Here is a 25,721-nt window from a genome sequence, read left to right on the forward strand (position 1 = left end):
TGTGCTTCGCTCCGGTGAGTCCAAAATTATTATCCGCTACTGATTTCGCCGCATTACCTACATCCTTCACATACCAGGTTTGGGTGCGCCCCAACTCGTTGGTCCCATCGGTGTATTCCGTGATGCCGTGGAAATCACTCGACTGAATGGTGGTTTCCGTATGCTTCGCTCCGGTGAGTCCAAAATTATTATCCGCTACTGATTTCGCCGCATTGCCTACATCCTTCACATACCAGGTTTGTGTGCGCCCCAAGTCATTTTCCGCGTCTGTGTGTTCTGTGATGCCGTGATATTCGCTGGAAGTGATTGTCGTCTCAGTGCGACGTGATCCTTTCAGACCAAAGAAATTGTTAATTTCAGACCAGATAGCATTTCCAATGTTTTCCTGATACTCGGTTTTTGTGATGCCTAAACCATTTTTAGCCATGGTTTCCTGAGTAATACCATTGTACTTACTGGCCGTGATCTCCGTGGTGCTTACCAAAGAACCCTTTAAACCATAATTATTCCTGCTCGTGCTTTTTACGGCAATACCATAAGGCCCGCCATCCCGCGTATCAAAAAAAGTTTCCGTGACTCCCAACTCGTTGGCAGCTTTAGAGTATCGCTGCAATCCATGCCGGGGATCCATATCAACCATGGTTTCTGTATAAAGCGCACCTTTGAGACCAAAATTATTCATCGAAATATTTTTGGATTCCAATCCGGTTCTGGCATCAAATCCCAAACTCGTGGTTGTCCCAAAATCACTTGCGGAAACCCGCCGGGTGGTTATGCCTGTCTCCGTATGAAACTCGGAATGGGTTGTGGTATTACGAGAAGCATACAGTCCGACCTTGCTATAGCGAATGGTATCTATAGCGTCACCATGAATGTCATAGGTGCTGACAGTTTTACCAAGATCATCTTCTGTGGAATTACTCTGAATACGGCCAAATTCGTCATACACATACTCGGCACTGACTTTGTATCTCCCGTTCAACAATCCGTAATTATCATTTTGTTCTGAATACCGGACCAACGAATCTTTATCAAACTCTTTTTTTATCGTGGTGAGAAGATTCTTACTCAGCGCTGTTGTCATGAATCCATTGCTGTCATACCGGTTTGTTGTTATCGTGTTCCGACTAAATTCGAGACCATATTGATCATACCGAATATTGTGAGTGGCCAAGCCATCAATGTCGAACTCCGTTATCGTGCATCCCTTGATGTCTGTTTCTTTACTGTTGCTCAGGTAGCCGACACTGTTATATAAATTGACCGTCCATTGATTCCTGGCATGCCCATAGGTATTCACACGATGCGAGACCGTAACCAATTCATCAATATTATAAAAATTTTCAGTAGTGCCGTTGACATCTTCGCTACGACTATACGTCATATAAGCGTTGTTATCATATTCAAAGGTCGTATGCTCTGTTCTTGGAAATCCGATTTTTTTCTCCTTGGTGGTTTCACGCATAAGACCGTCAACATCAAATTTATTATGATCTGTGAAGCGATCTGTATCCGTAATGCTGCTTACCAGTTCCCCTTTCTCATAAGTATACGTTGTCGTTTTTCTTTTTGGAAACCCATGAATATCCAGACGAACACTTTCTTCCATCTGACCATCACTATTAAAAGTATTCCGTGTTTGACCACGATCATCCAGCTGTACACTCGATTCGATATCACCACCATCGTCATAAAAGTTATAGGTCCAATTCTCGCGAGGGAATCCATGATAATTAATGCGATGCACTTTATACGGAAGCTCATTTTCATTATAATAGGTAATCGTCTTGCCTTTTACGTCATAAGATACTGAAACGTGAAGCATCGCATCTTTGTAAGTTCTTTCTTCTTCTGTTTTGCGCGGATAACCAATTTCATTTTCACGGACAATTGTTTCCAAATCGCCGTATTTATTAAATCTGGTAATCGTTTTTCCTTTATCATCCGTCATCAACGAATTCGAGATTTTTCCTTCGGCATACTGATTGACTGTGAATTTTTCCCCTCCCCATTTATCTGTATTATGAGCTTCGATGGGTTGGCCGGTTCCATTGTAATTGCTCTTGGTGATGCCATCCGGCCCCTGTTCCGTACTGGTAATCATATATTTTCCGGCATATTGATACGTAGTGACAATAACTTTTCCATTGTGCTTGGTATAGGTTGTTTCCTCGGGCTGATCCGAGGTTGCATCCCGATTGACCGAAACTGTCACGCCAAATGAACCGTATGTATATTGGACACGTTTGCCACTGGCGGTCATGCCATAGCTTGTGATTTCAACCACACCGCTGTTTTTAACCATAACCTTACGCTCAGCCAATTTGGTGTCTTCCACATAATCCGTCATAGTCATACTTTTTCTGTCTTTTGTGATGCTGAAAACCAAACGGTTGGCATCATTATACGTATAATCTGTAATCGAATCCTCATTTTCAGAGCGAATACGGTTGCCCTTGCCATCATAAATGTTCTTGGTTTTTTTTCCGTACTGATCAGTCTCAGCAAGCACATTACCGTTGTCATCGTACTGTTTGATCACCACGGACGAGTAACTTTGACCGCCAAATTTATAAGTAATAATCTCAGAGGACGATATCAAATTACCCTTTTCATCGACAACATTGGTAATAGTGGTTTCGCTCTGATCAGTTCTTGTTCCGACAACCTTGCCGGTTTCATCATAAATGGTTAGTTTCTGTGTCGGTTTAGTACCATCGGAGGGCTTGGTTTCTTCGTTCCGCGAAAGAATTTTTCCCTCTGCATTGGTTTGGTATGTATAAGTATGTTGTCCATTTGCATTTTCCATCTCCCTGACTCGACCCTGATCATCATATTTCTTCGTGGTAATGTCTTCCATCAAACCATTGGAAGTCGGCATCATTTTAATCTCTTTTTTCTCAATTAAAACACCTTTTGAATTCACAATATTTTCAAATGTGGTTTTAATTCCATTACGGCGTTCTTCAACCATTTGGCCATTTTCATATTTCTTGGTAACAACATTCCCGGCAGAATCACGTTCTACCACGCCGACTTTCTCGCCATCCTCATTGTATTGATTCTCGATATCGGTCCGGATATTGTTGCCGTCAATTTTAGCAATAACTTCACCATTTTTCGGGTTCAGGATGCTGGTTATAGTTTTATTGCTGGAGAGGTCAGTCTCGATATAACTGACTGTTTTTCCTTTATCATTTTTTATATGGTTGGAAAATATTTTAGTTCCTTGAGAATCTGTGACTTGTATCGTATTGCCCTTGTCATCAAACAACTTGGTGAACACCCCGGCAGCGGAATGCTTCGCCATTTTTTGCAGTTTACCGGTAGATGATTTAAAATACTTGGTGTGTGAAATCAGCGCACCGTCGGGAGCCCTCTCCTCCGTCGGCATACCGTCTTCATACAGTGTGGTTTTACCGTACTTATCGGTAACTTTAGTAAGCTGGCCCTTGTCATTGTACTTCCGAACTTCATTATTCATCAATGTAATCGTAATTTCCGGTTCATCGCTCACATCCAACACCGAAGTGCTGCGAATGTTCTGCCCTTGATCTTCCAGTAATTTTATAATCTTAGGAAGAATTTTCTCTTCTACCACTCCGGCATTGGACAGGGACACGCCTATAAATAGCAACAGGGTGCCTAAGAGTGCGAGTGTCCCCAGCCAATTGATCCTGCCAAAGACTAAACTCAAAGAATTCATTTTTGGATACGCATGAATGGAAGCCATGCCGGTCCCTCCTTAACAACTAAATTATTTATAAAAATATTAATAAATATTGTTTTTTCGTTTTGGATAAAGCATATCACACCAACTAGGGGAATACAAATCTCGCCATTTCATGATACCGATTATTTATTATTGTTTTTATGAATTTCACCCTTCCGGAAATCTCTTGTAAAAAAACCGGGAATTAGCCGAGAAAAACTCCAAATGGGGCCTGTTTTCTTCTCAATAACAATTTCTGTATCAGTTTAAAAAAGAAAAACTACCGAAAAACTTTATTCCGCCTACATTATAGTGCACTTTTTTTCCAAAACAACTTACCGGCGCTTTGTTCCTTTCCCACCAAAATAATCCTTGGATAGTATTATTTTCCAACACACCTCAAAAAGAGCAACTTGCATTTTTTTTTATTTTTTTCAATTCCCGTTCTAATCCGGCATCCTGCATTCGCCGGACACGATCCACCGAACAAGAAATCGTGTGCCCAACGGAAGTCCCAATGCTACTCTATTTCCGGCCAGGATGACTTCTGAAAACCCTGTCCTGCGAATGCAGAACGACTAGGGGGCCTGCCCGGTACCCTGCCTATCCACAAACAGGCCACCCCCACCTGTACGCAGTTGCGGAATTATAAAGAAAAATAATCAACTTTTATGGATTTATTTGAATCATGGCGAGCATTCGTCCGGTATTGCCGCCATCCCGCCGGTGGGAAAAATAATAGCTCCGATGACTGTAAGTACACTCACGAATAACTTTTATTTTGGAACGATGAAGCCCAGACGCAATGAGCTGATCATGGGCGGCTTTCCATAAATCAAAAAATGTTTTCCGGGAGTTTTGGTTTGTATACAGTGCATCAGGATTTACTTTTCGAAGCTTTTCCAGCGCTTCCCCCTGGACCTCAAACCTCTTAGATCCTATGGCCGGACCGATAACCGCTCTTATTGAACCGGGATGCGATTGTTTTTTAAGAATCATTCTCCGTACAGCTCCGGGAAGTATCTTTTTTTCAATTCCCCGCCACCCGGCATGCACTGCGGCGACACAGCGCTGCCGCTCGTCTGCCAAGAGAATCGGAACACAATCCGCAATCGTAATTGCCAGCGGTAAACCTTTATACGCTGTCATCAAACCGTCTGTTTGCGGAATCGCTGTTTCAACTGAAAACCACCCCCGGCCTTGCTGTCCAGGGCCAACGACCGTCACCGTGTGATGATGAACCTGCTGTCCTACAACGGGCAGTGCAGGACCCATCCCGGAAACGTTTAGTGCCTTTTTCCTATTCCTAAGAATCGTTTCAAAAGCATCCGACGTATTCAACCCCAGGTTGAGACTTCGAAAATCACCGCCGCTCTTGCCGCCCTGCCTTAAAAAAAAACATGCCCTGCATCCAATAGCCTCAAAAAAAGGAATACGCCAATATCGAATTCCCTGTTTTTCTTCCAAAATAATATCCATTTTTAAAATTACATTTTCCTCAGTATGCGCGACGGATCCCGGTCATCATGTTTCTTTTTTTTCACCATGTTTCTAATATTTTTTGGACCGTCGATGGGTAATTGTACAAAAAAAGTGGCCCCCTGGCCTTTCTCGCTTTCAACCCATATTCGCCCTTCGTGTAATTCAATCAGATCCCTGACAATGGTCAGGCCCAATCCGATGCCGGCCGATTCACGCGTCAAAGACCTTTCCGCTTGCTGAAATTTTCTGAAAATCTTTTCTTTCTCCCATGCCTCAATACCGATCCCTGTATCGGATACCTGAATTTCAACACGACTTTCATCAACACGATTCAATTTAACTTTAACCTCCCCGTGGGCCGGTGTAAATTTCATGGCATTTGAGAGTAAATTATCCAAAACTTGTTTGATTCTTCCTGTATCACCCAGTACCCGGGGGGTTTCCGCATCAATTTCGCCGGAAATACGAATAAAACTTTTTTTGGCAATTTCTCTAAATTCTTCCATGCTCTCGCGAACCAGACGCACCATATCCATATGATCCACTTCAAGCTTCATTTGCCCGGATTCCAATCTGGAAAGATCGAGTAAGTTGGTAATAAGTAGGTTTAAATGGTCTGCATTGCTCTTGGCCATACTTAGATATTTTTTATACCGCTCAGCACTTAATTTTGTACCATCGGTCAACAAAAGATTGAGCGCCCCTTTGATGATCGTAAGCGGGGTCCTAAGTTCATGAGATGTAATGGAAAGGAAATAGGATTTCATTTCATCCAAATCCTTCAACTGCGTGATGGTATCTTCCAATTCGATGGTACGCGCAGTTACTTTTTTTTCAAGCGCTTGGCTGAGCTCAATCCTCTCTTCCAACAATTTCTCAAGCAAATTATTATTTCTACGGAGTTGCCGGTTCTGCTTCTCGACAATCTCGTATTCATAAAAGAGCTCCTTTTTAATCTTTTCCATCTGCTGATTCCTAAAACTAAAAAAACGGACCAGCTGCGACCATCGTCCCGGTTTGCTTTTCCACTCCAGGCGATACATACAACTTGAAGTCCCATAGTCAATACCCGCATAATGAAACACTCCCATCTTATCCGGTGCACCGATTGCTTCTTTCACACCTGACCCAAGATTGGTTCTCCAAACCTTTCCTTGCTCCAGGGAAAATGTCGCATCCGCAACCACCCCTTTTTCCCACAGGGGTACGGAACACTGGGTTTCACTTATACGCATGCTCTTAACCCGCAGGTTGTCCAACATCGACTGGTAAAGTCCCTGGGTATAATCACACGCACCACGCGACATTTTCTTTTTAGGATGTCTTTCAATAACCGCGTGGTGTGATCCCATTTCACGTATTTTAATCTTGGATAACGAACTAAATAACGCAGCATATTTCACTGAAAGTTTTATGGCATGGACCGGATTGGAATCAAGCCTAATTAAGAGATCGACAATCCCGGTACTCTCCAGTATGACGGCTTCCTGTCCTACCTTAAACATAATATGGTCGTCCTTAAAAATCTTTTCCGCCCGCAGATAGAGAATATCCATTTCATCAGCAGATATCCAGTGATGTTCATTGGTCAACTGCACCATGTCAAACCCCGCCAATAATTCTGTCAGCGATCGGGGACGATATTTTTTAAAATATTGGATAAGTGTATTACTTGTCCGACAATTAATCTCACGCTGCATAAGTTCCTGCCCTATTTTCAAATTTCACAGCCTCAATGAGTGCGCCAAACCTTACATTTTTGCCAAAATCATTCCGGTAAAACCGCTCCCCGGCATTTATCATTTCAGAAAAAACGCTACTGTAGTGTCTCACACTGTTTGTCCTTTATACATATCATTACAAGAAGCGTTTTTCACGACAAAACAATCTATTTTGAACTCAAAGTGCTTGGAAAATCAAAATTGCGACCAACGGAAGTCCCATACGATCCCCCATCCGGTCGGGGCTTCGCTCTGCCCGCAATAACAAACACGCCATCAATTAAAAGTGCACTAAAATCCAAACCGGCCAAAGATGCTAAACCAGGAGGAAACCCGCATCATGGCACCCATCATCATGACCACACCAATCATCATCAACAACCCGCCGGCAATGATTTCAATCCAACGCATATACCTGCGAAATTTTTGCGACCAACTTAAAAAACGTTCTACCGCAGCAGCAGCAAGAATAAATGGAATACCCAAACCCAGAGAGTATACGATCAGTAAAAAAATCCCTTTTCCCACTGTATCTTGTGTTCCGGCCAGCGCCAGTATTCCCGCCAATAAAGGACCTATGCAAGGTGACCAGCCAAAGGCAAAAGCCGCACCCACAATAAATGCCTTGCCCATATTCATCCCCTGGGATTGAACACGCATCCGTTTCTCAACCATTAAAAAAGGAATGCGAATAATCCCGGTAAGATGAAGGCCCAAAACAACCAGCAACAAACCAGCGAGTTTACCAAGCCAAAATACATTTTGAGAAAACCATTTCCCCAAAAATGTAGCCGAGGCGCCCATGGCAACAAAAATAACTGTGAAACCCGCCACAAAAGCCACTGCGGTTAGCAGTATTTTTTTCCGCACCGCCTTCCCGGAATCACCTTTTATTTCCTCCAGGCTCGCGCCTGCAAGAAAGGACAAATACGCCGGCACCAGTGGCAATACACAGGGAGAAAGAAACGAGATCACCCCTGCAAAAAAAGCACTAAAAATACCAATTTCTAAATTCATACTGTACACGCATTTTCCGGGGTGGGCGGTTGATCCGGCAAGACTATATTAAAACGGCTGCCAATGTTTGGTTCGCTCTCCACCCGCATACTTCCTTTGTGCATTTCAATAATTCGTTTTGCAATCGTCAAGCCCAATCCTGCCCCTCCCCTTTTTCGTGTCAATGTTTTTTCAGCTTGATAAAATCGTTCAAAAATCTTCCCCTTCACTTCATTTGACATACCGATACCTGTATCCGAAACAGCCAGCTCATATTGATGCTTTTCAGGAATGTGTTTGGCAGACAGGGTTATTTTTCCGGGGCCTTCAGAAAATTTAATCGCATTGACTACCAAATTCGTAAGCGCCCGTTCAACCTGTTCCGGGTCGGCCATCAGCCCGGGAAGTCCCTTGGGAAGCTTAATAACCAATTCCTGGTCCTTCATTTGTAACTGCGGGCCTAAATCCACACTAATTTCTTCATACAAATCATAAAGATTAATTTCCTCATAATGCAGCGACAATGTTCCCGAATCCAGTTTCTGCATCGCCAGCAAATCCTCAATCATATGTGCCAATTTCTGACCGTTTTCCAGCGCAATATTAATATAACGGCTTAATTTGCTTTTATCAAATTTGTCCACCGCGCTATTGGCATAACTAAGAAACCCGATAATCGATGTAAGCGGCGTCCTCAATTCATGTGAAATCGTGGCAATAAACTCGGTTTTAATCCGGTCAACTTCTTTGAGTTTAAGCACATCTTCCCGCACCTGTTCATAAAGCCAGGCATTCTCAATGGCCCACCCCGCCTGAACACCGATCGCCATAAAAATATCCCATTCCTCATCCAGAACTTTTCGATCCACTTTGGAAAAAAGCGTCATCACTCCCTGAATCGTCCCTTTTGCCCGAAGCGGCACTGCCACGACTAATTTAATATCCGCTTTCTTCATTTCCGGCATATCCGGACCGTCAACCTGCAAAAAACCATTGCCGGCCGCCCTACCGATAATTCCCTCACCTTTTTTAACCCTCTGGATTTTGTGCAATAAATAATCGGGAATATTAATCTGAGCACGAATAACGATCGTTTCCTCATTTTCAAAAGGCAATACAACCCCCATATGAAAACCGGTCAATTCCAAGACCAACCGTAAAATGTTATTTAACAACGTATCGAGTTCCAGTGATTGACTGGCAACGGTGGATACATGATTAAGCACCAACAGGGTTTGGGAAAGCACCTCAAGTTCATTGGTTCGCTGCCTAACTTTTTCCTCCAACCGCTCATGAGAATCCCGCAAAGCTTCTTCAAGTTTAATCTCATGTGAAATATCCTTGAAAATCGTTATACTGCCACCCTGAATACCATCTTCATTTTCATCGCGCAACTGAGAAATAGACATCAAAATTTCTGCAATTCCACCATCTCTTTTACGGATCCGTGAGCGGATGTTTCGATAACTTTTTTCAATCGGAAGTTTTGCGATTAATTCAAGATAATGCTTTGGTTCAACAAATAAAAAATCCAATGAACGCCCGATGACTTCCTGAGTTTTATAACCCGTAACCTCTTCGGCGATCTTATTGAATGTATTGACTTGATCATGGGCATCAAGTACCCAGATCGCATCCGGCGAGTTGGCAAGCAAATTGGTGACATATTGGCTGATCCGCAATAATTCCTGACGCGCCATTTCAAGATCACTGTTCTTTTGTTCCAACTCAATATTTGTATCTGTAAGCATGATGTCACGTTTTAAAAGCATTTTCGTCATGTGATCAAGTGCTTCAAAAGCCTGATAAATGTCCCCGCGGGGTGTTAAAAAAGGATTTTTAGACATTGACCCTCATCCCAACGTTAGAATGACCACGGTTTCATTATGAAAACGGGTGTTCGTCTTCCCGGCCCGACCCAAAGGCGCAATCTCTCCATAACCAAAAAATCCGATGACCGGGACGCTTTTACCTATAATTTCACGAATCACTTGGATCTCAGCATTCGCCTTTAATCCCAACACGCGACGGCGGGCAACCCCGCTAAAAACCAATGCAACCTGTGGTTTGGTATCGCCCATTTGATCCAATGCATCCTGTGCCGCCTTGCGCGCAGCAGACAACGCCTCTTCCACACTGCCAATCATAAGACGCACTTCTGAATTTTCAGGTATTTCAGCAGTAAATTTTATAGCACCATCGGCTTCAACAAAAAGCGGTGCGCGCAACAAATAACCATCCACCTCAGGTGCCGGTATGCCCAATGGATAATAAACCGCCAACCTTGCCAAGGGTTCATCACGCAAACGCTTGGTATACGCGCTAAAATATTCATCGTACAATTTTATGGCCGAAATATTATTAATCTCCATCAAATGATTCCCATGCGTCCGGGTCGCCGTCACCGGCAGTCCAACCGGTTCCCACCCATGATGGACTCCGATTCCATACCGGACCGAACTGTCCAGCTTAACCCCTACCAGGGTTCCGGTTAAAACCGCATCATTGATATATTGATATGTTTGCTTAAACTGCGCATCATCACCCGCCGCACCGCCGATCATGGGCATTTGATTCCCCAAGCCGGCCTGCATCCCTCTGACAACGGCTTCGCCATCACCAGCCACGCCGTCAGTTAACAAAAGAATTAACGCCCCGGCTTCGCCGCCAAGTTTTGAACCGAGCATTTTTCCGGCTAAAAACGCATCCTCCGCAATATCACCACCAGCTGCCAAATTCACCTTGATACCGGCAATGCCCAACAACCCAATCGTTTTATCCTCTATGCCGGTAGTGTAAATCTCACCGGCCGAACTACAGCCAATCAAAGGAACATTTTTATAAAATTCACGGACCGTTTCCAACACATCATGCGAATTGTAGAAAGGATTTAAAAACAAAACCAACAAGTCCGGTTGCTGTGCGCCAAGTTGAAACTGACAAGCCTCCGCAGCTTGTCTGGCAGCTTGTTTTGAATTCCTATCCTTCCCTTTTCCCACCCCAAACGTCAAAGCCATTTTTAGTGTCCTTGCCTCTTATTTTTTCTGCAACCAAGTCAGCAGGTCGCTTTCAAACGTTTGTTCTGAAACCACACCTTCAATCCTTTTCAAAATACGTCCGTTTTTTGATAACACCAAAATCATGGGCGCACCATTAATTTTTTGAGCATTGGTAATAATTTCTTTCGGGAGCACAGCATAGGGTAACTCGGTTTTTTGAGCACGCACAGTCCGTTGAACCGTCTCCGCTTCCGTATCCAAAGCAATCGCTGTCATGGTCAGTCCCGTTTGCTCATAGCGACGCCAAAGACGATTTAACCAGAGAGTCATGGCTTCACACGGCTGACACCACGTTGACCAAAAATACAGAACAACGATCCGGCCTTTATCCGTTTCCGAAGATTGCCAGGCGCCGGTGGAATTATAAAACCCGTAGACGACTTTTTCATGCTTAAACGAAAAATAAGGATCGCGAATAACCACCGCAGGTGTCGTCACCGGCAAAATCGTGTCCGGCGGAACCTTTGTGCTTTGGACACCGACAATGGCCGTCCCCGCAAGCAGCAACAGAATAACACCTATAGTACTTTTCACGCGCATACCCATTTCCATTCCATCAACCCCGGCTCTTTATCGTGTCCCATGCAATCCGCAAACCTTCCAAAGTAAGCTCCGGACGCACTGCTTGAATCGCTTCACAATAAGGTGCTACCAGGAAAGCCAGACCGCCGGTGGCAACCACTTTTACCGCTGGTCTGATTTCTTTTTTCATTTGCGTAATTAAAAGGGAAACCGCACCGGCTGCCCCTAAAATGATTCCCGACCTCAGGCTCTCTTCTGTATTCCGCCCCAAAGCATGCGCACCTGATTTAAGCTCCACCCGATGCAAAAGAGAGGTTCCGCGGGCGAGCGCATCCGCCGACAAAGTCAACCCCGGCAAGATCGCGCCGCCCAGATATTCTTTTTTTTCAGAAACCACATCCACGGTAATCGCGGTCCCAAAATCGACAATAATCACGGGTGCGCCGAATAGTTGAACTGCCGCCACCGCATTGACCAGACGGTCTGCGCCCACCACTTCCGGTGGATTGTACTTATTGGTGACAGACAACGGCGTCGTTGATTGCACCACTTCCACGGGTGCCCCAAACGCATGTTGCGCAGCCTGAATCATTACAGAATCGAGTTCAGGTACAACGCTTGCAATAATAACACCCTCCCACTGCGGCTCAGGACTGATTCCCTTTACCAACCCTGAAAGAATCAGACCGGTTTCATCGGCGGTTGCATAACGATTGGTACTAACCCGAAACTCTTTGATCAAAATTTGCTGATCAAAAACACCCAAACAGATATGTGTATTCCCGACATCCATGGCGATCAGCATTTTTTTCTTCCCTTTCCACCTAGCGGGTGCTCATGCATCGCAGCGACTTCCCCGGTGATCAGTGTTTCTATCCTGCCATCATCCAACTTTAACCGGAGCGCGCCATTTCCACTCACCCCCTGTACAACCCCTTCCCAAATCCGACCATGCGGCTGCTCTACACAAACACGCTTTGCCTGCAAATAAGAGAGTGCTTGCCAAGCATCCACCACGGTTGACAAACCACCTTCCAACGCAGTGTTATAGAGCATTTCCACTTCGCTTAAAATATTTTTCAAAAGCGGAATACGCAAAACCATTTCTTTATTTTCTGCGGCCAAAGACGTCGTCGGATAACGCATCGTCCCAAACGGACTATGATTAACATTAATACCAACACCACAAACCAAAAAAGCAATTTTATCTGTCTGCGCCTGCATCTCCGTCAAGACACCGGCAAGTTTTTTCCCTTTACAAAGAATATCATTGGGCCATTTTATCATAACCTCTATGCCGCAGGTACTCCGAATTGCCCGGGCAACTGCTGTTGCCATCAACAATGTCATCAAAGCACCTTGCTCAGCAACCCAAGGTGGTCTGAAAATGATGGAAAACAACAAATTTTTCCCTGCCTGTGAAACCCAGGTATGCTCGCGGCGTCCCCGCCCCTGTGTCTGATACTCCGCCGCGACCAAGGTTCCTTCCGGCAACCCATCCTGGGCCAATGCCATTGCCCGATCATTGGTGGATGTCGTCTCCGAATAGCAATAAATTTCCCGTCCAAACACGCGGGTCGCAAGATCAAATAAAATTTCATCAGGCAACAACTGATCCGGAACGGATATCATCCGGTAACCGCGATGCGGAACCGCCTCAATGACATAGCCGGCCGCTTCCAAAAGGTGAATATGCTTCCAAACAGCAGTACGGGATACGCCTAATTTTTCGGACAATTCCTCCCCGGAAACAAAGCCGTTTTTTCTGCGCAGTAAAAGCAATAACGTTCCGCTATCCATGGCAGATTACTCCAACTCCATATGAATGGGGAGCCATGGGGCTGAATGGGTGATGGCGCCTACGCTGATACGGTCAACACCCAGTTGCGCAATAACCCGGGCGGTTTGAAGGGTAATCCCGCCTGAAACTTCGCTTCGGGTGATCCCTTTTACCAATTTAATCGCTTGGCGAAGTTCCGGTCCTTTAAAATTATCCAACAAAACAATGTCCACCTGTTCGGTCACGGCCGCCCTGACCTGTTCCAATGTTTCCGCCTCAACTTCAATGGGGACCTTTACCTGCATATTTTTCCGTGCTCGATAAATTGCCTCAACAATCGAACCATTCGCAAGTGCGATATGGTTATCCTTGATAAGCACGGCATCATAAAGTCCCATACGATGATTACTGCCGCCGCCTGCAACCACTGCATACTTCACCAGGTGGCGCAGCCCGGGCGTGGTTTTACGTGTGTCTAATATTTTTGTACGGCTCCCTTTGACTGCCTTGACAAACTGAGATGTCTGGGTGGCAATCCCGGACAGCATACCGAGAAAATTCAGAGCCGTCCTCTCACCGGCTAAAATTGCCGTTGCCGGTCCCTGGATACGCAATAGGGGAGTCTGACGGTAAACTTTTTCTCCATCTTTTTTCAATACTGCAACTCTGATTTTATTGCTTAGCTGCCTAAACACCTCCAGTGCAACCGGAATTCCCGCCAGTATTCCGCCGGCCTGAGCCGCGATGACACCTGTAATACGATCTCCCGGCTTTGCGATCCATTGCGTGGTAATATCCCCGCTGCCCACGTCTTCCTTCAAGGCCGTCTTGACTGCATCCGCAACATTTTTCCTGCTTAAAAGGGGTGATAGCATCGTTATTGCACTCACTTTATTATACTGTAATCTGTTTAAGATTTTCTTCCAGCTGATTTTTGCGCTGCCGGTACTCCAACTGTTTTTCCCGTTCCCCCTGGACAACCTGCACCGGTGCCCGTTCAACAAAACTGCTATTGGCCAATTTTGCTTCGAGCTTAACTAACAGACTATCCAGATTTTGAATTTCCTTATTCAAACGAATCTTCTCCTTTTCCGGATCAAGAATTCCTGAAAGTGGAACAAACAATTCAAATCCTTCCGTTACAGCCGCAGCTGAAAATTCTGGTTTTTCCATGGTCGGATCAACCTGCAACGTCTCGACTTTGGCAAGATCACAAACAATGGCTGCATGTTTTTCCAAAACCGATCCCGCGCCTTCCAGCGGTCGGACCCATAAAGACACCTTTTTAGAAGGCGGTACATTCATCTCACCCCGGATATTACGAACAGCATAGATCACTTTCATCAATAAATTCATCTCTGTTTCCACAGCCTCGTTGCGGCGCGCCGGTTGGGTTTCCGGCCAGGAACTACGCATGATAAAATCCTGTTTCCCGGGAAGATAAAACCAGATTTCTTCTGTAATAAACGGCATAAAAGGATGTAATAAACGCAGTGTTTCCTCCAGGGTACAATAAAGATAGTACTGTGCAGCACTTTGGTTCCCGCTTTTCCCGAAAAGACTGGGCTTGGAAAGCTCAAGATACCAATCACAGAATTCATGCCAAATAAAATCATAGAGTGCCTGTCCTGCTTCAGCAAAACGATAGCCGCGAAGGGCCTTGTCCACTTTTTCAATGGTATGATCCAGGCGTGATTGAATCCAAGCGTCAACAAATGAGGCCTGTGGCGCCAGTCCAGGTATCTGATACTCCTCAAGATTCATCAATACAAATCTGGCGGCATTCCAAATTTTATTTGCAAAATTTCGTGATGATTCAAGCCGATCCGGGGTAAACGCCACATAGCGGCTCTGAGTTTCGATCATAATCATGGTAAAACGCAATCCATCCGCCCCGGAATGCTTCATAATATCAAGCGGGTCCACGGTATTGCCCTTGGACTTGCTCATTTTCTTGCCTTCCGCATCCCCAACCAGGGAATTAATACATACCTCCTGGAAAGGAACCTCACCCATAAACTTCAATCCCAGCATTGCCATACGCGCCACCCAGAAAAAAATAATGTCCCAGGAAGTCACCAACACGCTGGTGGGATAATATTTTTTCAAGTCACGGGTGGTGTTCGGCCATCCCAGGGTTGAAAAAGGCCACAAGCCGCTGGAAAACCAGGTATCCAGCACATCCGAATCTTGCCGCAGTTTTCCATGCCCGCAAGTTTCACATTTTCCAGGGCCGGTTTTGGCAACATGGATGGCATTGCATTTTTCACAATACCAAGCCGGAATACGATGCCCCCACCAAATCTGCCGCGAAATGCACCAGTCACGGATATTTCCCAGCCACTCCAGGTAATTTTTTGCCCAGTGATCCGGTGTAAAACGAATTTTCCCCTGCCGGACCGCTTCCATGGCCGGCTCGGCCAGTGGTTTCATTTTGACAAACCATTGCCGGGACAAGTAAGGTTCCACCACGGTCTGACAGCGGTAACAATGTCCAACCGCATGCGCATGATCCTCAATTTTTACGAGCAACTGTTCTGTTTTCAGATCTTTTACAACTTGTTTCCGGCAGGCAAACCGGTCGAGTCCGGCATACTTCCCGGCCGCAGCACTCATCGTACCGTCTTCATTCATGACATTGATCCGCTCCAAATGATGCCGCTCGCCCACCCAAAAATCATTAGGATCATGTGCCGGCGTAATTTTGACCGCGCCGGTGCCAAACGATTTGTCAACATAGGTATCGGCAATAATGGGAATCTCGCGATTCATCAGTGGCAGGCGCACCCGTTTCCCAATCAAATGCCGGTAGCGCTCATCTTCAGGATGGACCGCAACCGCCGTATCACCCAACAGGGTCTCCGGACGCGTTGTGGCCACAACAATTGTCTCGCCGCCTTCCACTAAGGGGTACCCTATCGACCAAAAATGGCCGTCTACATCCTGATGCTCCGTCTCAATATCGGAAAGCGCAGTATGACAACGCGGGCACCAATTAATGATATAATCTCCGCGATAAATCAAGCCATCATGATACAGACGCACAAAAACTTCATTGACTGCTTCGGAAAGACCGGCATCCATGGTGAACCGCTCACGTGACCAGTCCAACGAAGAACCCAGGCGGCGAAGCTGACGCATAATCGTGCCGCCGTACTCCTCCTTCCACCCCCAGACACGTTCAATAAATTTCTCCCGACCCAAATCATGCCGGTTTTGTTTCTCTTCGGCAAGCTGCCGTTCAACAACATTCTGCGTCGCGATCCCGGCATGATCACACCCCGGCACCCAGAGCACGTCATATCCCTGCATTCTCTTCCGGCGGCTCAAAACGTCCTGGAGCGTATTGTTCAAAGCATGTCCAATATGCAACGACCCGGTGACATTGGGCGGCGGTATCACAATGGAATAGGCGGGCTTGTCCGATTCCGGATCAGCTCGAAAAATATCCGATGCTTCCCATTTTTTGTACCACCTGTCTTCTACCGCATGCGGATCATATTTTGAAGAGAGTTGTGCCGTGATATCCGTTTGTTTGTTGACTGTTTCTTGTTCACTCACTGCTGTTGTTACCCCTTTCTGCATTTACCTGGCGGTATCGCACATTGGCAATCCCGATTAAATTATTTGAATCATCCCGGAGTCATTTACCACATTGGAACGGAACAATCATTTTCCAATAAAACCGCTCGCCGAACAGCACCTATTCATATACCCGTGGAATTTTCGTTTCCATTGTTGTAAATGACTCCGGGGTGATAATTAAAACGCAAATGTAAACCTGCATCCCATAGTTCAATATAATATCCGGTTGAAGCTACCGCCCCTCGGTCAATTTTTTGATTGCCCTTAATTTCGACTGTGCGCGTTCGATGTTGATGCGGGCATCGTCATTGTCCGGATCCAATTCGCGTACTTTTTTCCAAGCGATAATCGCTTCCGCGATTTTACCTTTCACGTACAGGTCAACACCTTGATAATACATTTCCTTAACTTTTTCCGCATTGACCTTGGCCTCCGAAACCGACCCGGTCATTTTACGAATATAATCATTGGCCGTTTTGTTTTGTGGATCCCGTTTCAGTACCCGATTAAAATATTTTTTAGCCTCACCCCTGGCTTTGGTCTGAAATGCTTTAATCCCCAGCCGCAAATCATTGCGTATCTGCTTGGCACGTCTGTCATTTACACGATTGAGTCCGGCATGCGCCTTCTCCAGCCAGTCAACTTCATCAAAAACCGGCGCCTGTGCCTTCATCTGTTCGAAGTAACGTTTGGCCGCCTTATAGTCATGTTTCGCCATGGCACTCCCGGCCAGCTGGTTAAAGCGGCGCATGTTTTTTCGCAATTTCCCTTTCATAAATACCAACGCATCTTTGGCCGCAGTATAATTTTTCTTTAGAATCAATGTCGCTTCATAATGCTCGCGGGCGGCTGTATAATCACCTATCGCTTCAGCCCGCCTGCCGTTTTTCATTTTTAATTTTAATAAACTGCTGATCTGAACACGGGTCCGCTGGATACCTGCCTGCGCAAGACGATTACCCGAATCCAATTGAAGCATTAATTCGTACTCATTGTAGGCGTCCTCCAAGCGACCATCCTGATAAAATTTTTCCGCCAGATTTAAGTGCGCGCTCAATTCCTCTTTGAGCCGACGTTCCGTATCTTCCAAAAGCGCTTTGGCTTTATGGTGGGTCCGGTCTATCTGCAACACCTTTTGAAAAACGGCGATCGCTTGATTGTATTGTTCTTTCGCAATATACATGCCGCCCTGCTGCAGATATTGGTCGACTGCAGCGCTCTGTGCCTGCCCTAAGAGATTCAAGCCCTCAACGTCTTTAGGGTTAAGCGTGACCGCTTTTTTCAAAGATTCAATCGCCATATCGTAACGCGTCTGATAAAAATAGGCCATGCCGAGATTGTAGTGTGCATCCGCCAAATCCGGTTTAACCGCCACCGCCCGATTGTAAGCTGCCACCATTTCAGAGTATTTTTTTTGCTTATAATAATTGAGACCCAACAAATAATTGGCGTTAAAATTCATCGGATCGTGCTTCACCAGTTTTTTTAAAACCGCAACCGCATGTTTGTCATCCTTCTGCTTGTGGTATAAAAAAGCCAGCGATTCAAGTACCGGCTGATAGTCATCGCGCAGCACAAGTGCTTGTTCATAACTGGCAATTGCCTCTTTTTCTTTACTCATAGCCTGCCAAGCGCGCCCAATATGGTAATGAACTTCCGGATCCCGGTCCCGGCCTTTTTCAATTGCCAGTCCAAAATGTTTCACCGCATCATGATAGCGCTTCATGCGCAAATAAGCCAATCCCATTGCATAAAAGGTCGTGGGATCATCCGGCAAACCTTTCAAACTCCTTTTCAGCGCTTCAATTGCCTTGCCGTCATTTTGAACATGTGAATAATAGATCATACCCAGCACTTGATTTGCCGGTGAATCCACCTGACCATGCGATTCTTTATCACCCCGATTCACATAGCGGCATTTCTCAAGAATTTCCAGAGCATCATCAAATCGATCGAGATTATAATACGCCAGGCCAAGATTAAAATGTGCTATAACATCTTTGGGATCAGTAGCAATCGCTTGTTGGTATGTACTAATAATCGAATCTTGTTCCACTGCGCTTGTGCTGCCAACGATCCCCCACAAAACCCCACATAGTACAATACCGGACACACTATATTTCAAAGCACGAAACATGTATAACTCCTTTCAAAAACATCCTAGTGTCGCGCGTCATAAATGACTTTACAGTTGTCATTGCGAACGAAGCGAAGCTCCGACCGGATGGGGGATCGTATGGGACTTCCGTTGGTCGCAATCCCGTTTTCATCATCATTTTGCAATCAAAACAGATTGCTTTGTCGCAAAAAACACTCCTCGCAATAACAATCAAATGTAAAAAAATATTGAACGCACAACACTAGCGTGATCACTAAGCTAATTCACCAAAAGTCAAGCTTCAGGGTATAATCTTAATTTGCTTACTTTTCTTTATCCCCTTGGCATCCCAGACAACCGTATAGAGTCCCGGTTTGGGCAGGCCGCCGTCCAAACCCTGACCATTCCAAACAACACTGCCAATCCCTTGGTAATGTATCCCTCTTGATAACCTTGTAAACAACTGCCGGTTCGGCGTCAGGACTTTCATTTCCAAAAGACCCGTGACCGGTGTCGTATAATAAATCAACAACTCCCGATCTTTTTTCAAAGAAAAAGGATTGGCACTAAAAACCATCGTCTTGGCCGCTTCAGGCACAGGCAAATAATAAAGGCGCAGATCATCAATAAATGCCCGGGTTTTGTAAGTAAACACGCCCACTTTCCCACTGCCAATCATGGCATCATCCATCATACGGATTTCCCTGCCATCCAGTTTTAAAATAATCCGCTCCCCATAACACACCACCGTAAGGGTATGCCAACTGTCTTGGGTATATTTCCAAGGAAGAATCATAAGCAAGTGTTCATCACTTTTTCCAAACCGCCCGGTAACGGAGGCTGCACGGGAATTCCCAATCTGACCGGGAAGCACCGTCTCTTTTTGGGGAGAGCATCGCAGCAAAGCAATATTGGCGGCCGTAATTCTGAATTTATAATAATAATTGGGATCCGCCTGTCTGAAAATAAGACCCAGCTGCCAATTACGGGTCTTTTGCTCAAACATATCCGTCCGCATCCGGGCAGAAAATTCAAAATTCACAAACTGCTGCTTGCTCATCAGATATTGAAAATTTCTTTTAATCGCTTTTTGTTGTACAACCCGATTCCCCGGATGTTCCGGTTCGACCACGATCTTCCACTGACCGGACAGGGATTCCCACACTTGAGGAATTTTTTCAATACTCGGATCTTGGAAATCCCATGACCGCCGGATCGATTTTTTCAATTCTGTAACCTGATATTTCGCTGCTTTACGTTCGTATCCGGCTTGCTTTTGCCTGGATGGGAGACCGGATTTTTTCTTCTGAGACAGTGTATTTTTTACAATTTTCTTTTTACTGTGCGTCAATGCTGGTTTCGCGGTTGGGGTTACAGTCGCAGCCCAAACAGGACCCATGCTTAAGCCAACCACTAGGATGGTATAACAGACAATCCTGATCATCAATTTCCCCTCTCTGTTGTGATGTCTTGGCATCATGAAACCACACATATTACAAAACTACTTATTTTAACGGTATTTTCCATGACTGTCAACTTCAGGAACCGGGTTGTCGGGAATCACCGTTCATTTCACCTGCATCCCGGCAATAGCTTCAAAACTCAGCCGCCTATTAGCGACCGCTTCTGTTTCAACACCTGAGCCTGTCGAAGGGACTGATCGAAAAAATCGGCAATTCGTTTCACTGCACAGCTTTTTCAAGCTCTCTCAAATAAATAGTCCAAGGTGCACCCAATTTTTCCGCAGCATAGCGATAGTCCTTGAGCGCCTGGGCATATTCTTGCGCACCCTCGCGTAAAATCCCTAAATTAGCATGTGCTTCCGGACGTTGTGGATCAAGTATAACTGCTTCGAGCCACAAACGACCTGCCAACATCCAATCATTTTTCAACGCCGCCGCATTGCCTTGTGTCACAAAATCGGCATACGCATTTTTTTCTTTCACGCATGCCAACTGTCGATAACGTATTACACGGCGCGGCAATAAATCCTGCACCAATTCCCCAACTGTCTGGTGTAACGCTGCAAAACGCAAATTTTCTTCAGATCGCTGCTGTGATACTCTAAGCGACCCTTCCATAAATACCACTTCATCATCAACCTGTCCCTCCGCCTGACCTTCCCATAAAACAACACCATCCTTTATCCGAATGAGCCGCGCTTTGGCTAAAACCGCCAATTGCCTGTTTCGCGTATGCTGTGTCACCTCTTCAAACAAAGGAATTTCCCTCCAAAAAGACCGCGTATTTCCCAGGGAATCAAACACTGTTTCCAATTCCCTGCGCACCCCCACCTGATGCATCATTTTTTCTTTTTTATGAAATGTTTGCATCGCAGGTATCGTAAGATCACCAAAAAGCAATGCATGCGCACCCAGCGCCTCACCGACCCGGCGGACAGTCTCCAATCGGCGAAACCGACTTAACCGTATATTCATTTTTTTGATAATTATATGAGAGGTGCCTGGTGCAATCATTCGATAGTCGGATTGCTCCTCAAACAAATCATACAGGGCACGCGCAAACCACCGCCCCTGTGCCGCATCACCCAAGGGAACTGCAAAATCTAAAATCGCAATACGATTGACTTGGTCCAGCTGAATTTTACTCGGCAATAAAACCGAATAGTGTACCTGAGGTCGTAAACTTGCGCATCCGGACAGAAAAAAAACAAAACCCAAGAAAGAAAACAATATACCACTAACTCGTTTCATACAACTTTCCTTAAAACCTGCTGAATTCTCCCGGCCAAATCCCGTCCAATGCCTGCCACCGCCGCCAATTCGGTTTCGGAAACCTCCAGGAGCGCCGCCACACTGCCAAACTGACGCAGCAATTGTGTCCGCCGGACTTTGCCCAGGCCGGTTATATGATCCAGGTGGGATAGCTTCATCCGGCGGCCGCGCAATTTGCGATGATACGTCACCGCAAAACGATGCGCTTCATCCCGAAGATTCGTCAGTACCTTTAATGCTTTGCTGGATTTTGGCAATCGCAACGTTTTTTTTTGGCTTGGCAAATAAATTTCCTCTTCTTTCTTCGCCAATCCAATGACTGCCAGGTGTTGTAAACCTAAATCCTGCAATACCATTTTCACTGAAGAAAGTTGACCGGCACCGCCGTCGACAACAATTAAATCAGGCGGCGTCTCCTGCTTTTCCTTCATTCTTTTTAAACGTCGAAAAAGCACCTCTTGCAGCATGGCAAAATCATTGGGACCTTCAACACTTTTTATGCGATAGCGGCGGTAGCGTGTTTTTTCCGGATGGCCATTGACAAAAACGACTTGAGAACCCACCGCGTCCTGACCGGCTATGTTTGAAATATCATACCCCTCAATCACCAATGGCGGACCGGACAATTCCAGTTTTTGTGCCAACTCAGAAAGAACTTTTCTATCATTTTCCGACAGCCCCTCTGAATTTTCCCTGACTTGATGTTTTAAATAAAGCCAGGCATTATTTTCGGCTAATTTCACCATACGGCGCGCTTCGCCGCTTTTAGGAACACGCATTTGAATCTTCACTCCGTAACGATTTAACAGCCAACGCCGGATAACCGCCTCTTCCCGGCATGCCTGCGGTAAATAGATCACCGGAGGTATGGTGACCGGTTGCGAGTAATACTGAATAAGCACTTGATCTAATATCTCGTCTGTCGCATCCGTCCCGGCGGTATTCAAATAAAAGTGACGCCGTCCCTCAAGATTACCTTCCCGTACAAAAAAAACTTCAATGGCCGCCGACGAACCTGAACGCGCCAAACCAAATACATCTCGATCCTCACGCCGCGGCGAACTCACCAAAGGTTGATGGCGAATACGCTTGATGATGACAAGTTCATCCCGAATAGCCGCCGCCAGTTCAAACGCCTGTTCTGCCGCGGCTTTGTGCATCTGCACTTCCAATTGCGGGCTCAACACATCCTTACCACCATTTAAAAATTCCTGAACTTGTTCCACTGTTTTCATGTATTGGTCCCGGGGAATCTTCCCCATACATACGCCATCGCATTGTTCCATTTGATAATAGAGACATGTTCGCTTTTCCCCGATAGTGATATGCGTCGTACGATTTATCTGACATAAACGAAAGTGACGTGAAATTGTCTGGGTTATTTTTTTTAATGTTCCGCCTGCAAAAGGTCCGAAATATTTGGCATCATCGACAAATGGCTTACGCGTCGAGAGTAACCTCGGCACTTCCTCATGACTGGTCAATTTAAGGTAAGGATAGCTTTTGTCATCTTTCATAACAATGTTGTAGCGGGGACGATATTTTTTAATCAGCGTATTTTCCAGCACCAGTGCATCAACTTCCGAACCGGTCACCATCCATTCAATGATCGCAATTTTAGAAACCAGCACCCGGGTTTTGGCATCCAACTGTGCTTCCGCGCGAAAATAAGATGCCAAACGCTTTTTTATTGAAATGGCCTTGCCCACATAGATGATTTTCCCGTTTGCATTGCGCATTAAATAGACACCCGGTTGATCAGGCGGTTGCAGGCGTTTGAGGTCTGCGAGCGTCATCACGAAACATCCCGTCCCAGACGTTTGGTTACCTTTTTCACTGCGCTTTTCGGTACCAAACGCGTTTTTCTTTTTCGTTTACCCTGGCTTTTAGATTTACCGGGCCGGTATGCCCGGCCGGGATTCATCTCACGCAATTCCATAATTTTGTCGCGCAGCGCCGCTGCTTTTTCAAAATCCAGTTGAACAACAGCTTTTTTCATCTCTGCATCCAACGCAATGATCCTTCGGGGTATTTGCTCCGGCGTGAGGTATTCCCCTACCATTTCATTCGCCGCCGGCACTGTAAAATAATCCATTTCATAAATTGATCCCAAAATATTCTGAATGTGTTTTTGAATTCCGGCCGGCGTGATTCCGTGTTTCAAATTATAGGCTTTTTGTATTTCACGTCTGCGATTTGTTTCGGAAATCGCGTAGGCCAATGATTTCGTCATGGTGTCCGCATAAAGAACAACCTCGCCGTTGACATGTCTGGCTGCCCGCCCGATGGTTTGCACCAGCGACGTCTTCGAACGCAGAAATCCCTCTTTGTCCGCATCCAAAATCGCCACCAACGAAACCTCCGGCAGATCCAATCCTTCCCGCAAGAGATTAATCCCTACCAAACAATCAAACTCACCCATACGGAGTTCTTGAATAATTTGTATCCGTTCCAGCGTATCTATATCTGAATGCAAATATTTGGCTTTCACGCCAAGTTCATTTAAATGGCTGTTGAGGTCCTCGGCCATACGTTTTGTCAGGGTTGTCACCAAAACACGTTCGTTTTTTTCCACCCGTTTACGTATCTCACCCAACAAATGGTCCACCTGATCTTTGAGCGGTTCGACTCTCACTTGCGGGTCCATGAGTCCTGTGGGACGGATAATCTGTTCAACCACCCTCCCGGAACTTTTTTCCAATTCATAGTCCGCCGGGGTCGCAGACATATACAGCACCTGCCGGGCTCTGTTCTCAAATTCTTCAAAATAGAGAGGCCGGTTATCATATGCCGAGGGCATGCGAAATCCGAATTCCACCAATGTCTTTTTCCGCGAGTGGTCACCGCGATGCATCCCCCGTATTTGCGGGACTGTCACATGTGACTCATCAATAACAATCAGACTGTCAGCCGGCATATAATCCAACAATGTAAACGGCGGTTGACTGGGTTGGCGCCCTTCCAGATGTCGCGAATAATTTTCAATTCCCTGACAAAAACCCAGTTCACGGATCATCTCAATGTCATATTCCGTACGTCGTTTAAGACGCTCTGCTTCCAATAAGCGGCCTTGTTTTTCTAGTTGCGGAACCCACTGTTGAAGTTCCGCCCGAATCGAGGAAACTGATTTTTCAATCTGTTCATACGGCAGGACATAGTGGCGGGCCGGATAAATTTTCGCCTTTGAAAGATTTTGTTTGACCACACCACTGAGCGGATCAATCAAAGATATTTTTTCAAGTTCATTTCCAAAAAAATCAAACCGCAGTGCATTTTCATCATAAGAAGGATAGACCTCCACCACATCACCTTTCACCCGGAAGCGTCCGCGAAAAAACTCCAGATCGCTTCGCGTATAAAGCATCTCTACCAGTTTATGCAGAAATTCATCCCGCGAAAGTGTTTCTCCCTTTTCCAAAACCTGATACATATTTTTATAAATTTCCGGCGATCCAATACCAAAAATACATGACACCGATGCCACCACAATGGTGTCACGACGTTCCAATAGTGAATGCGTTGTTTCCAAACGCAATCGATCCAATTCTTCATTGACAGACGAATCTTTTTCAATATAGGTATCCGGTCCAGGCAGGTAGGCTTCAGGTTGATAATAATCATAATAAGAAACAAAATAACGCACAGCATTTTCCGGAAAAAATGTTTTAAATTCTCCATATAATTGTGCCGCCAGCGTCTTGTTGTGGGAAATAACCAGCGTGGGTTTCTGGAGCTTTTCCACCACATTGGCGATGGTAAACGTTTTTCCGGATCCAGTAACCCCCAGCAACGTTGCTGACGGAAGATTTTCCTTAAAAAATCCGGTTAATTTCCGAATAGCCGCCGGTTGGTCTCCATCAGGTTTGTAATCAGATTTTAATTTAAACATAACAGCTCCACAATCCGACAAATCTTAATTCTAAAAGCAATTCTAAAATAGCTCAAATCACGTTTATTTCCAACCAGAAAAAGAAGTCATATTTTTGAAGTCTGCGGGCAATCCCGGGGTGTTCCGGGAGCGAGACAAACTA

Annotated in this window: 16 protein-coding genes; all 16 read right to left on the bottom strand. The window is 45.5% G+C overall.

Annotation, left to right across the window (positions count from 1 at the left end; all coding sequences use genetic code 11):
- The coding region (locus K8S19_06620; GenBank protein MCD4813348.1) for a hypothetical protein at positions 1–3,733 on the bottom strand (3,733 nt) is incomplete at its 3' end.
- A 648-nt stretch (positions 3,734–4,381) separates the two neighbouring features.
- Entirely contained in the window at positions 4,382–5,191 is an 810-nt protein-coding gene (gene pgeF, locus K8S19_06625; protein ID MCD4813349.1) for a peptidoglycan editing factor PgeF, read from the bottom strand.
- A gap of 8 nt (positions 5,192–5,199) precedes the next feature.
- Entirely contained in the window at positions 5,200–6,894 is a 1,695-nt protein-coding gene (locus K8S19_06630; GenBank protein ID MCD4813350.1) for a HAMP domain-containing histidine kinase, read from the bottom strand.
- Positions 6,895–7,206: 312 nt separating this feature from the next.
- Positions 7,207–7,932, bottom strand: a complete 726-nt coding sequence (locus K8S19_06635) for a cytochrome c biogenesis protein CcdA (GenBank protein MCD4813351.1) — start codon at positions 7,930–7,932, stop codon at positions 7,207–7,209.
- On the bottom strand, positions 7,929–9,758 hold the full coding sequence (locus K8S19_06640; protein ID MCD4813352.1) for a PAS domain S-box protein: 1,830 nt from the start codon (positions 9,756–9,758) through the stop codon (positions 7,929–7,931). Before K8S19_06640 ends, K8S19_06635 begins: the two co-directional genes overlap by 4 nt.
- A gap of 6 nt (positions 9,759–9,764) precedes the next feature.
- Positions 9,765–10,928 (bottom strand): FIST C-terminal domain-containing protein, encoded by a 1,164-nt coding sequence (locus K8S19_06645; GenBank protein ID MCD4813353.1) that lies wholly within the window; start codon positions 10,926–10,928, stop codon positions 9,765–9,767.
- 18 nt (positions 10,929–10,946) lie between these two features.
- Entirely contained in the window at positions 10,947–11,522 is a 576-nt protein-coding gene (locus K8S19_06650; GenBank protein ID MCD4813354.1) for a TlpA family protein disulfide reductase, read from the bottom strand.
- Positions 11,523–11,526: 4 nt separating this feature from the next.
- The gene (locus tag K8S19_06655) at positions 11,527–12,297 is read right to left on the bottom strand and encodes a type III pantothenate kinase (protein ID MCD4813355.1); all 771 of its coding nucleotides are present in this window, start codon (positions 12,295–12,297) and stop codon (positions 11,527–11,529) included.
- Positions 12,291–13,292 (bottom strand): biotin--[acetyl-CoA-carboxylase] ligase, encoded by a 1,002-nt coding sequence (locus tag K8S19_06660; GenBank protein MCD4813356.1) that lies wholly within the window; start codon positions 13,290–13,292, stop codon positions 12,291–12,293. Before K8S19_06660 ends, K8S19_06655 begins: the two co-directional genes overlap by 7 nt.
- 6 nt (positions 13,293–13,298) lie before the next feature.
- Complete coding sequence (gene nadC / locus K8S19_06665) at positions 13,299–14,147, bottom strand: carboxylating nicotinate-nucleotide diphosphorylase (GenBank protein ID MCD4813357.1); 849 nt, start codon at positions 14,145–14,147, stop codon at positions 13,299–13,301.
- A 19-nt stretch (positions 14,148–14,166) separates the two neighbouring features.
- Positions 14,167–16,857 (bottom strand): valine--tRNA ligase, encoded by a 2,691-nt coding sequence (locus K8S19_06670; protein ID MCD4813358.1) that lies wholly within the window; start codon positions 16,855–16,857, stop codon positions 14,167–14,169.
- 232 nt (positions 16,858–17,089) lie between these two features.
- Positions 17,090–18,994: a tetratricopeptide repeat protein gene (locus K8S19_06675; protein MCD4813359.1), complete on the bottom strand. Its 1,905-nt coding sequence runs from the start codon at positions 18,992–18,994 to the stop codon at positions 17,090–17,092.
- A 262-nt stretch (positions 18,995–19,256) separates the two neighbouring features.
- On the bottom strand, positions 19,257–20,399 hold the full coding sequence (locus tag K8S19_06680; protein ID MCD4813360.1) for a hypothetical protein: 1,143 nt from the start codon (positions 20,397–20,399) through the stop codon (positions 19,257–19,259).
- Positions 20,400–20,637: 238 nt separating this feature from the next.
- Positions 20,638–21,669, bottom strand: coding sequence for a hypothetical protein (locus K8S19_06685; GenBank protein ID MCD4813361.1), 1,032 nt, complete (start codon positions 21,667–21,669; stop codon positions 20,638–20,640).
- Positions 21,666–23,486 carry an excinuclease ABC subunit UvrC gene (uvrC, locus tag K8S19_06690; GenBank protein MCD4813362.1) on the bottom strand — a complete coding sequence of 607 codons (1,821 nt, stop codon included), beginning with the start codon at positions 23,484–23,486 and terminating at the stop codon, positions 21,666–21,668. Before uvrC ends, K8S19_06685 begins: the two co-directional genes overlap by 4 nt.
- On the bottom strand, positions 23,486–25,579 hold the full coding sequence (uvrB, locus tag K8S19_06695; protein MCD4813363.1) for an excinuclease ABC subunit UvrB: 2,094 nt from the start codon (positions 25,577–25,579) through the stop codon (positions 23,486–23,488). Before uvrB ends, uvrC begins: the two co-directional genes overlap by 1 nt.
- Between the last annotated feature and the right edge of the window lie 142 nt (positions 25,580–25,721).

The sequence above is a fragment of the bacterium genome, from assembly GCA_021108215.1.
Classification (GTDB): domain Bacteria; phylum Oederibacteriota; class JAAXVQ01; order JAAXVQ01; family JAUVAV01; genus JAIORK01.

Bases quoted from the DNA above. Each gene is read 5' to 3' on its own strand.
- pgeF (MCD4813349.1), bottom strand. From the start codon at position 5,191: ATGGATATTATTTTGGAAGAAAAACAGGGAATTCGATATTGGCGTATT.
- K8S19_06630 (MCD4813350.1), bottom strand. From the start codon at position 6,894: ATGCAGCGTGAGATTAATTGTCGGACAAGTAATACACTTATCCAATAT.
- K8S19_06635 (MCD4813351.1), bottom strand. From the start codon at position 7,932: ATGAATTTAGAAATTGGTATTTTTAGTGCTTTTTTTGCAGGGGTGATC.
- K8S19_06640 (MCD4813352.1), bottom strand. From the start codon at position 9,758: ATGTCTAAAAATCCTTTTTTAACACCCCGCGGGGACATTTATCAGGCT.
- K8S19_06645 (MCD4813353.1), bottom strand. From the start codon at position 10,928: ATGGCTTTGACGTTTGGGGTGGGAAAAGGGAAGGATAGGAATTCAAAA.
- K8S19_06650 (MCD4813354.1), bottom strand. From the start codon at position 11,522: ATGGAAATGGGTATGCGCGTGAAAAGTACTATAGGTGTTATTCTGTTG.
- K8S19_06655 (MCD4813355.1), bottom strand. From the start codon at position 12,297: ATGCTGATCGCCATGGATGTCGGGAATACACATATCTGTTTGGGTGTT.
- K8S19_06660 (MCD4813356.1), bottom strand. From the start codon at position 13,292: ATGGATAGCGGAACGTTATTGCTTTTACTGCGCAGAAAAAACGGCTTT.
- nadC (MCD4813357.1), bottom strand. From the start codon at position 14,147: ATGCTATCACCCCTTTTAAGCAGGAAAAATGTTGCGGATGCAGTCAAG.
- K8S19_06670 (MCD4813358.1), bottom strand. From the start codon at position 16,857: ATGCAGAAAGGGGTAACAACAGCAGTGAGTGAACAAGAAACAGTCAAC.
- K8S19_06675 (MCD4813359.1), bottom strand. From the start codon at position 18,994: ATGTTTCGTGCTTTGAAATATAGTGTGTCCGGTATTGTACTATGTGGG.
- K8S19_06680 (MCD4813360.1), bottom strand. From the start codon at position 20,399: ATGATCAGGATTGTCTGTTATACCATCCTAGTGGTTGGCTTAAGCATG.
- K8S19_06685 (MCD4813361.1), bottom strand. From the start codon at position 21,669: ATGAAACGAGTTAGTGGTATATTGTTTTCTTTCTTGGGTTTTGTTTTT.
- uvrC (MCD4813362.1), bottom strand. From the start codon at position 23,486: ATGACGCTCGCAGACCTCAAACGCCTGCAACCGCCTGATCAACCGGGT.
- uvrB (MCD4813363.1), bottom strand. From the start codon at position 25,579: ATGTTTAAATTAAAATCTGATTACAAACCTGATGGAGACCAACCGGCG.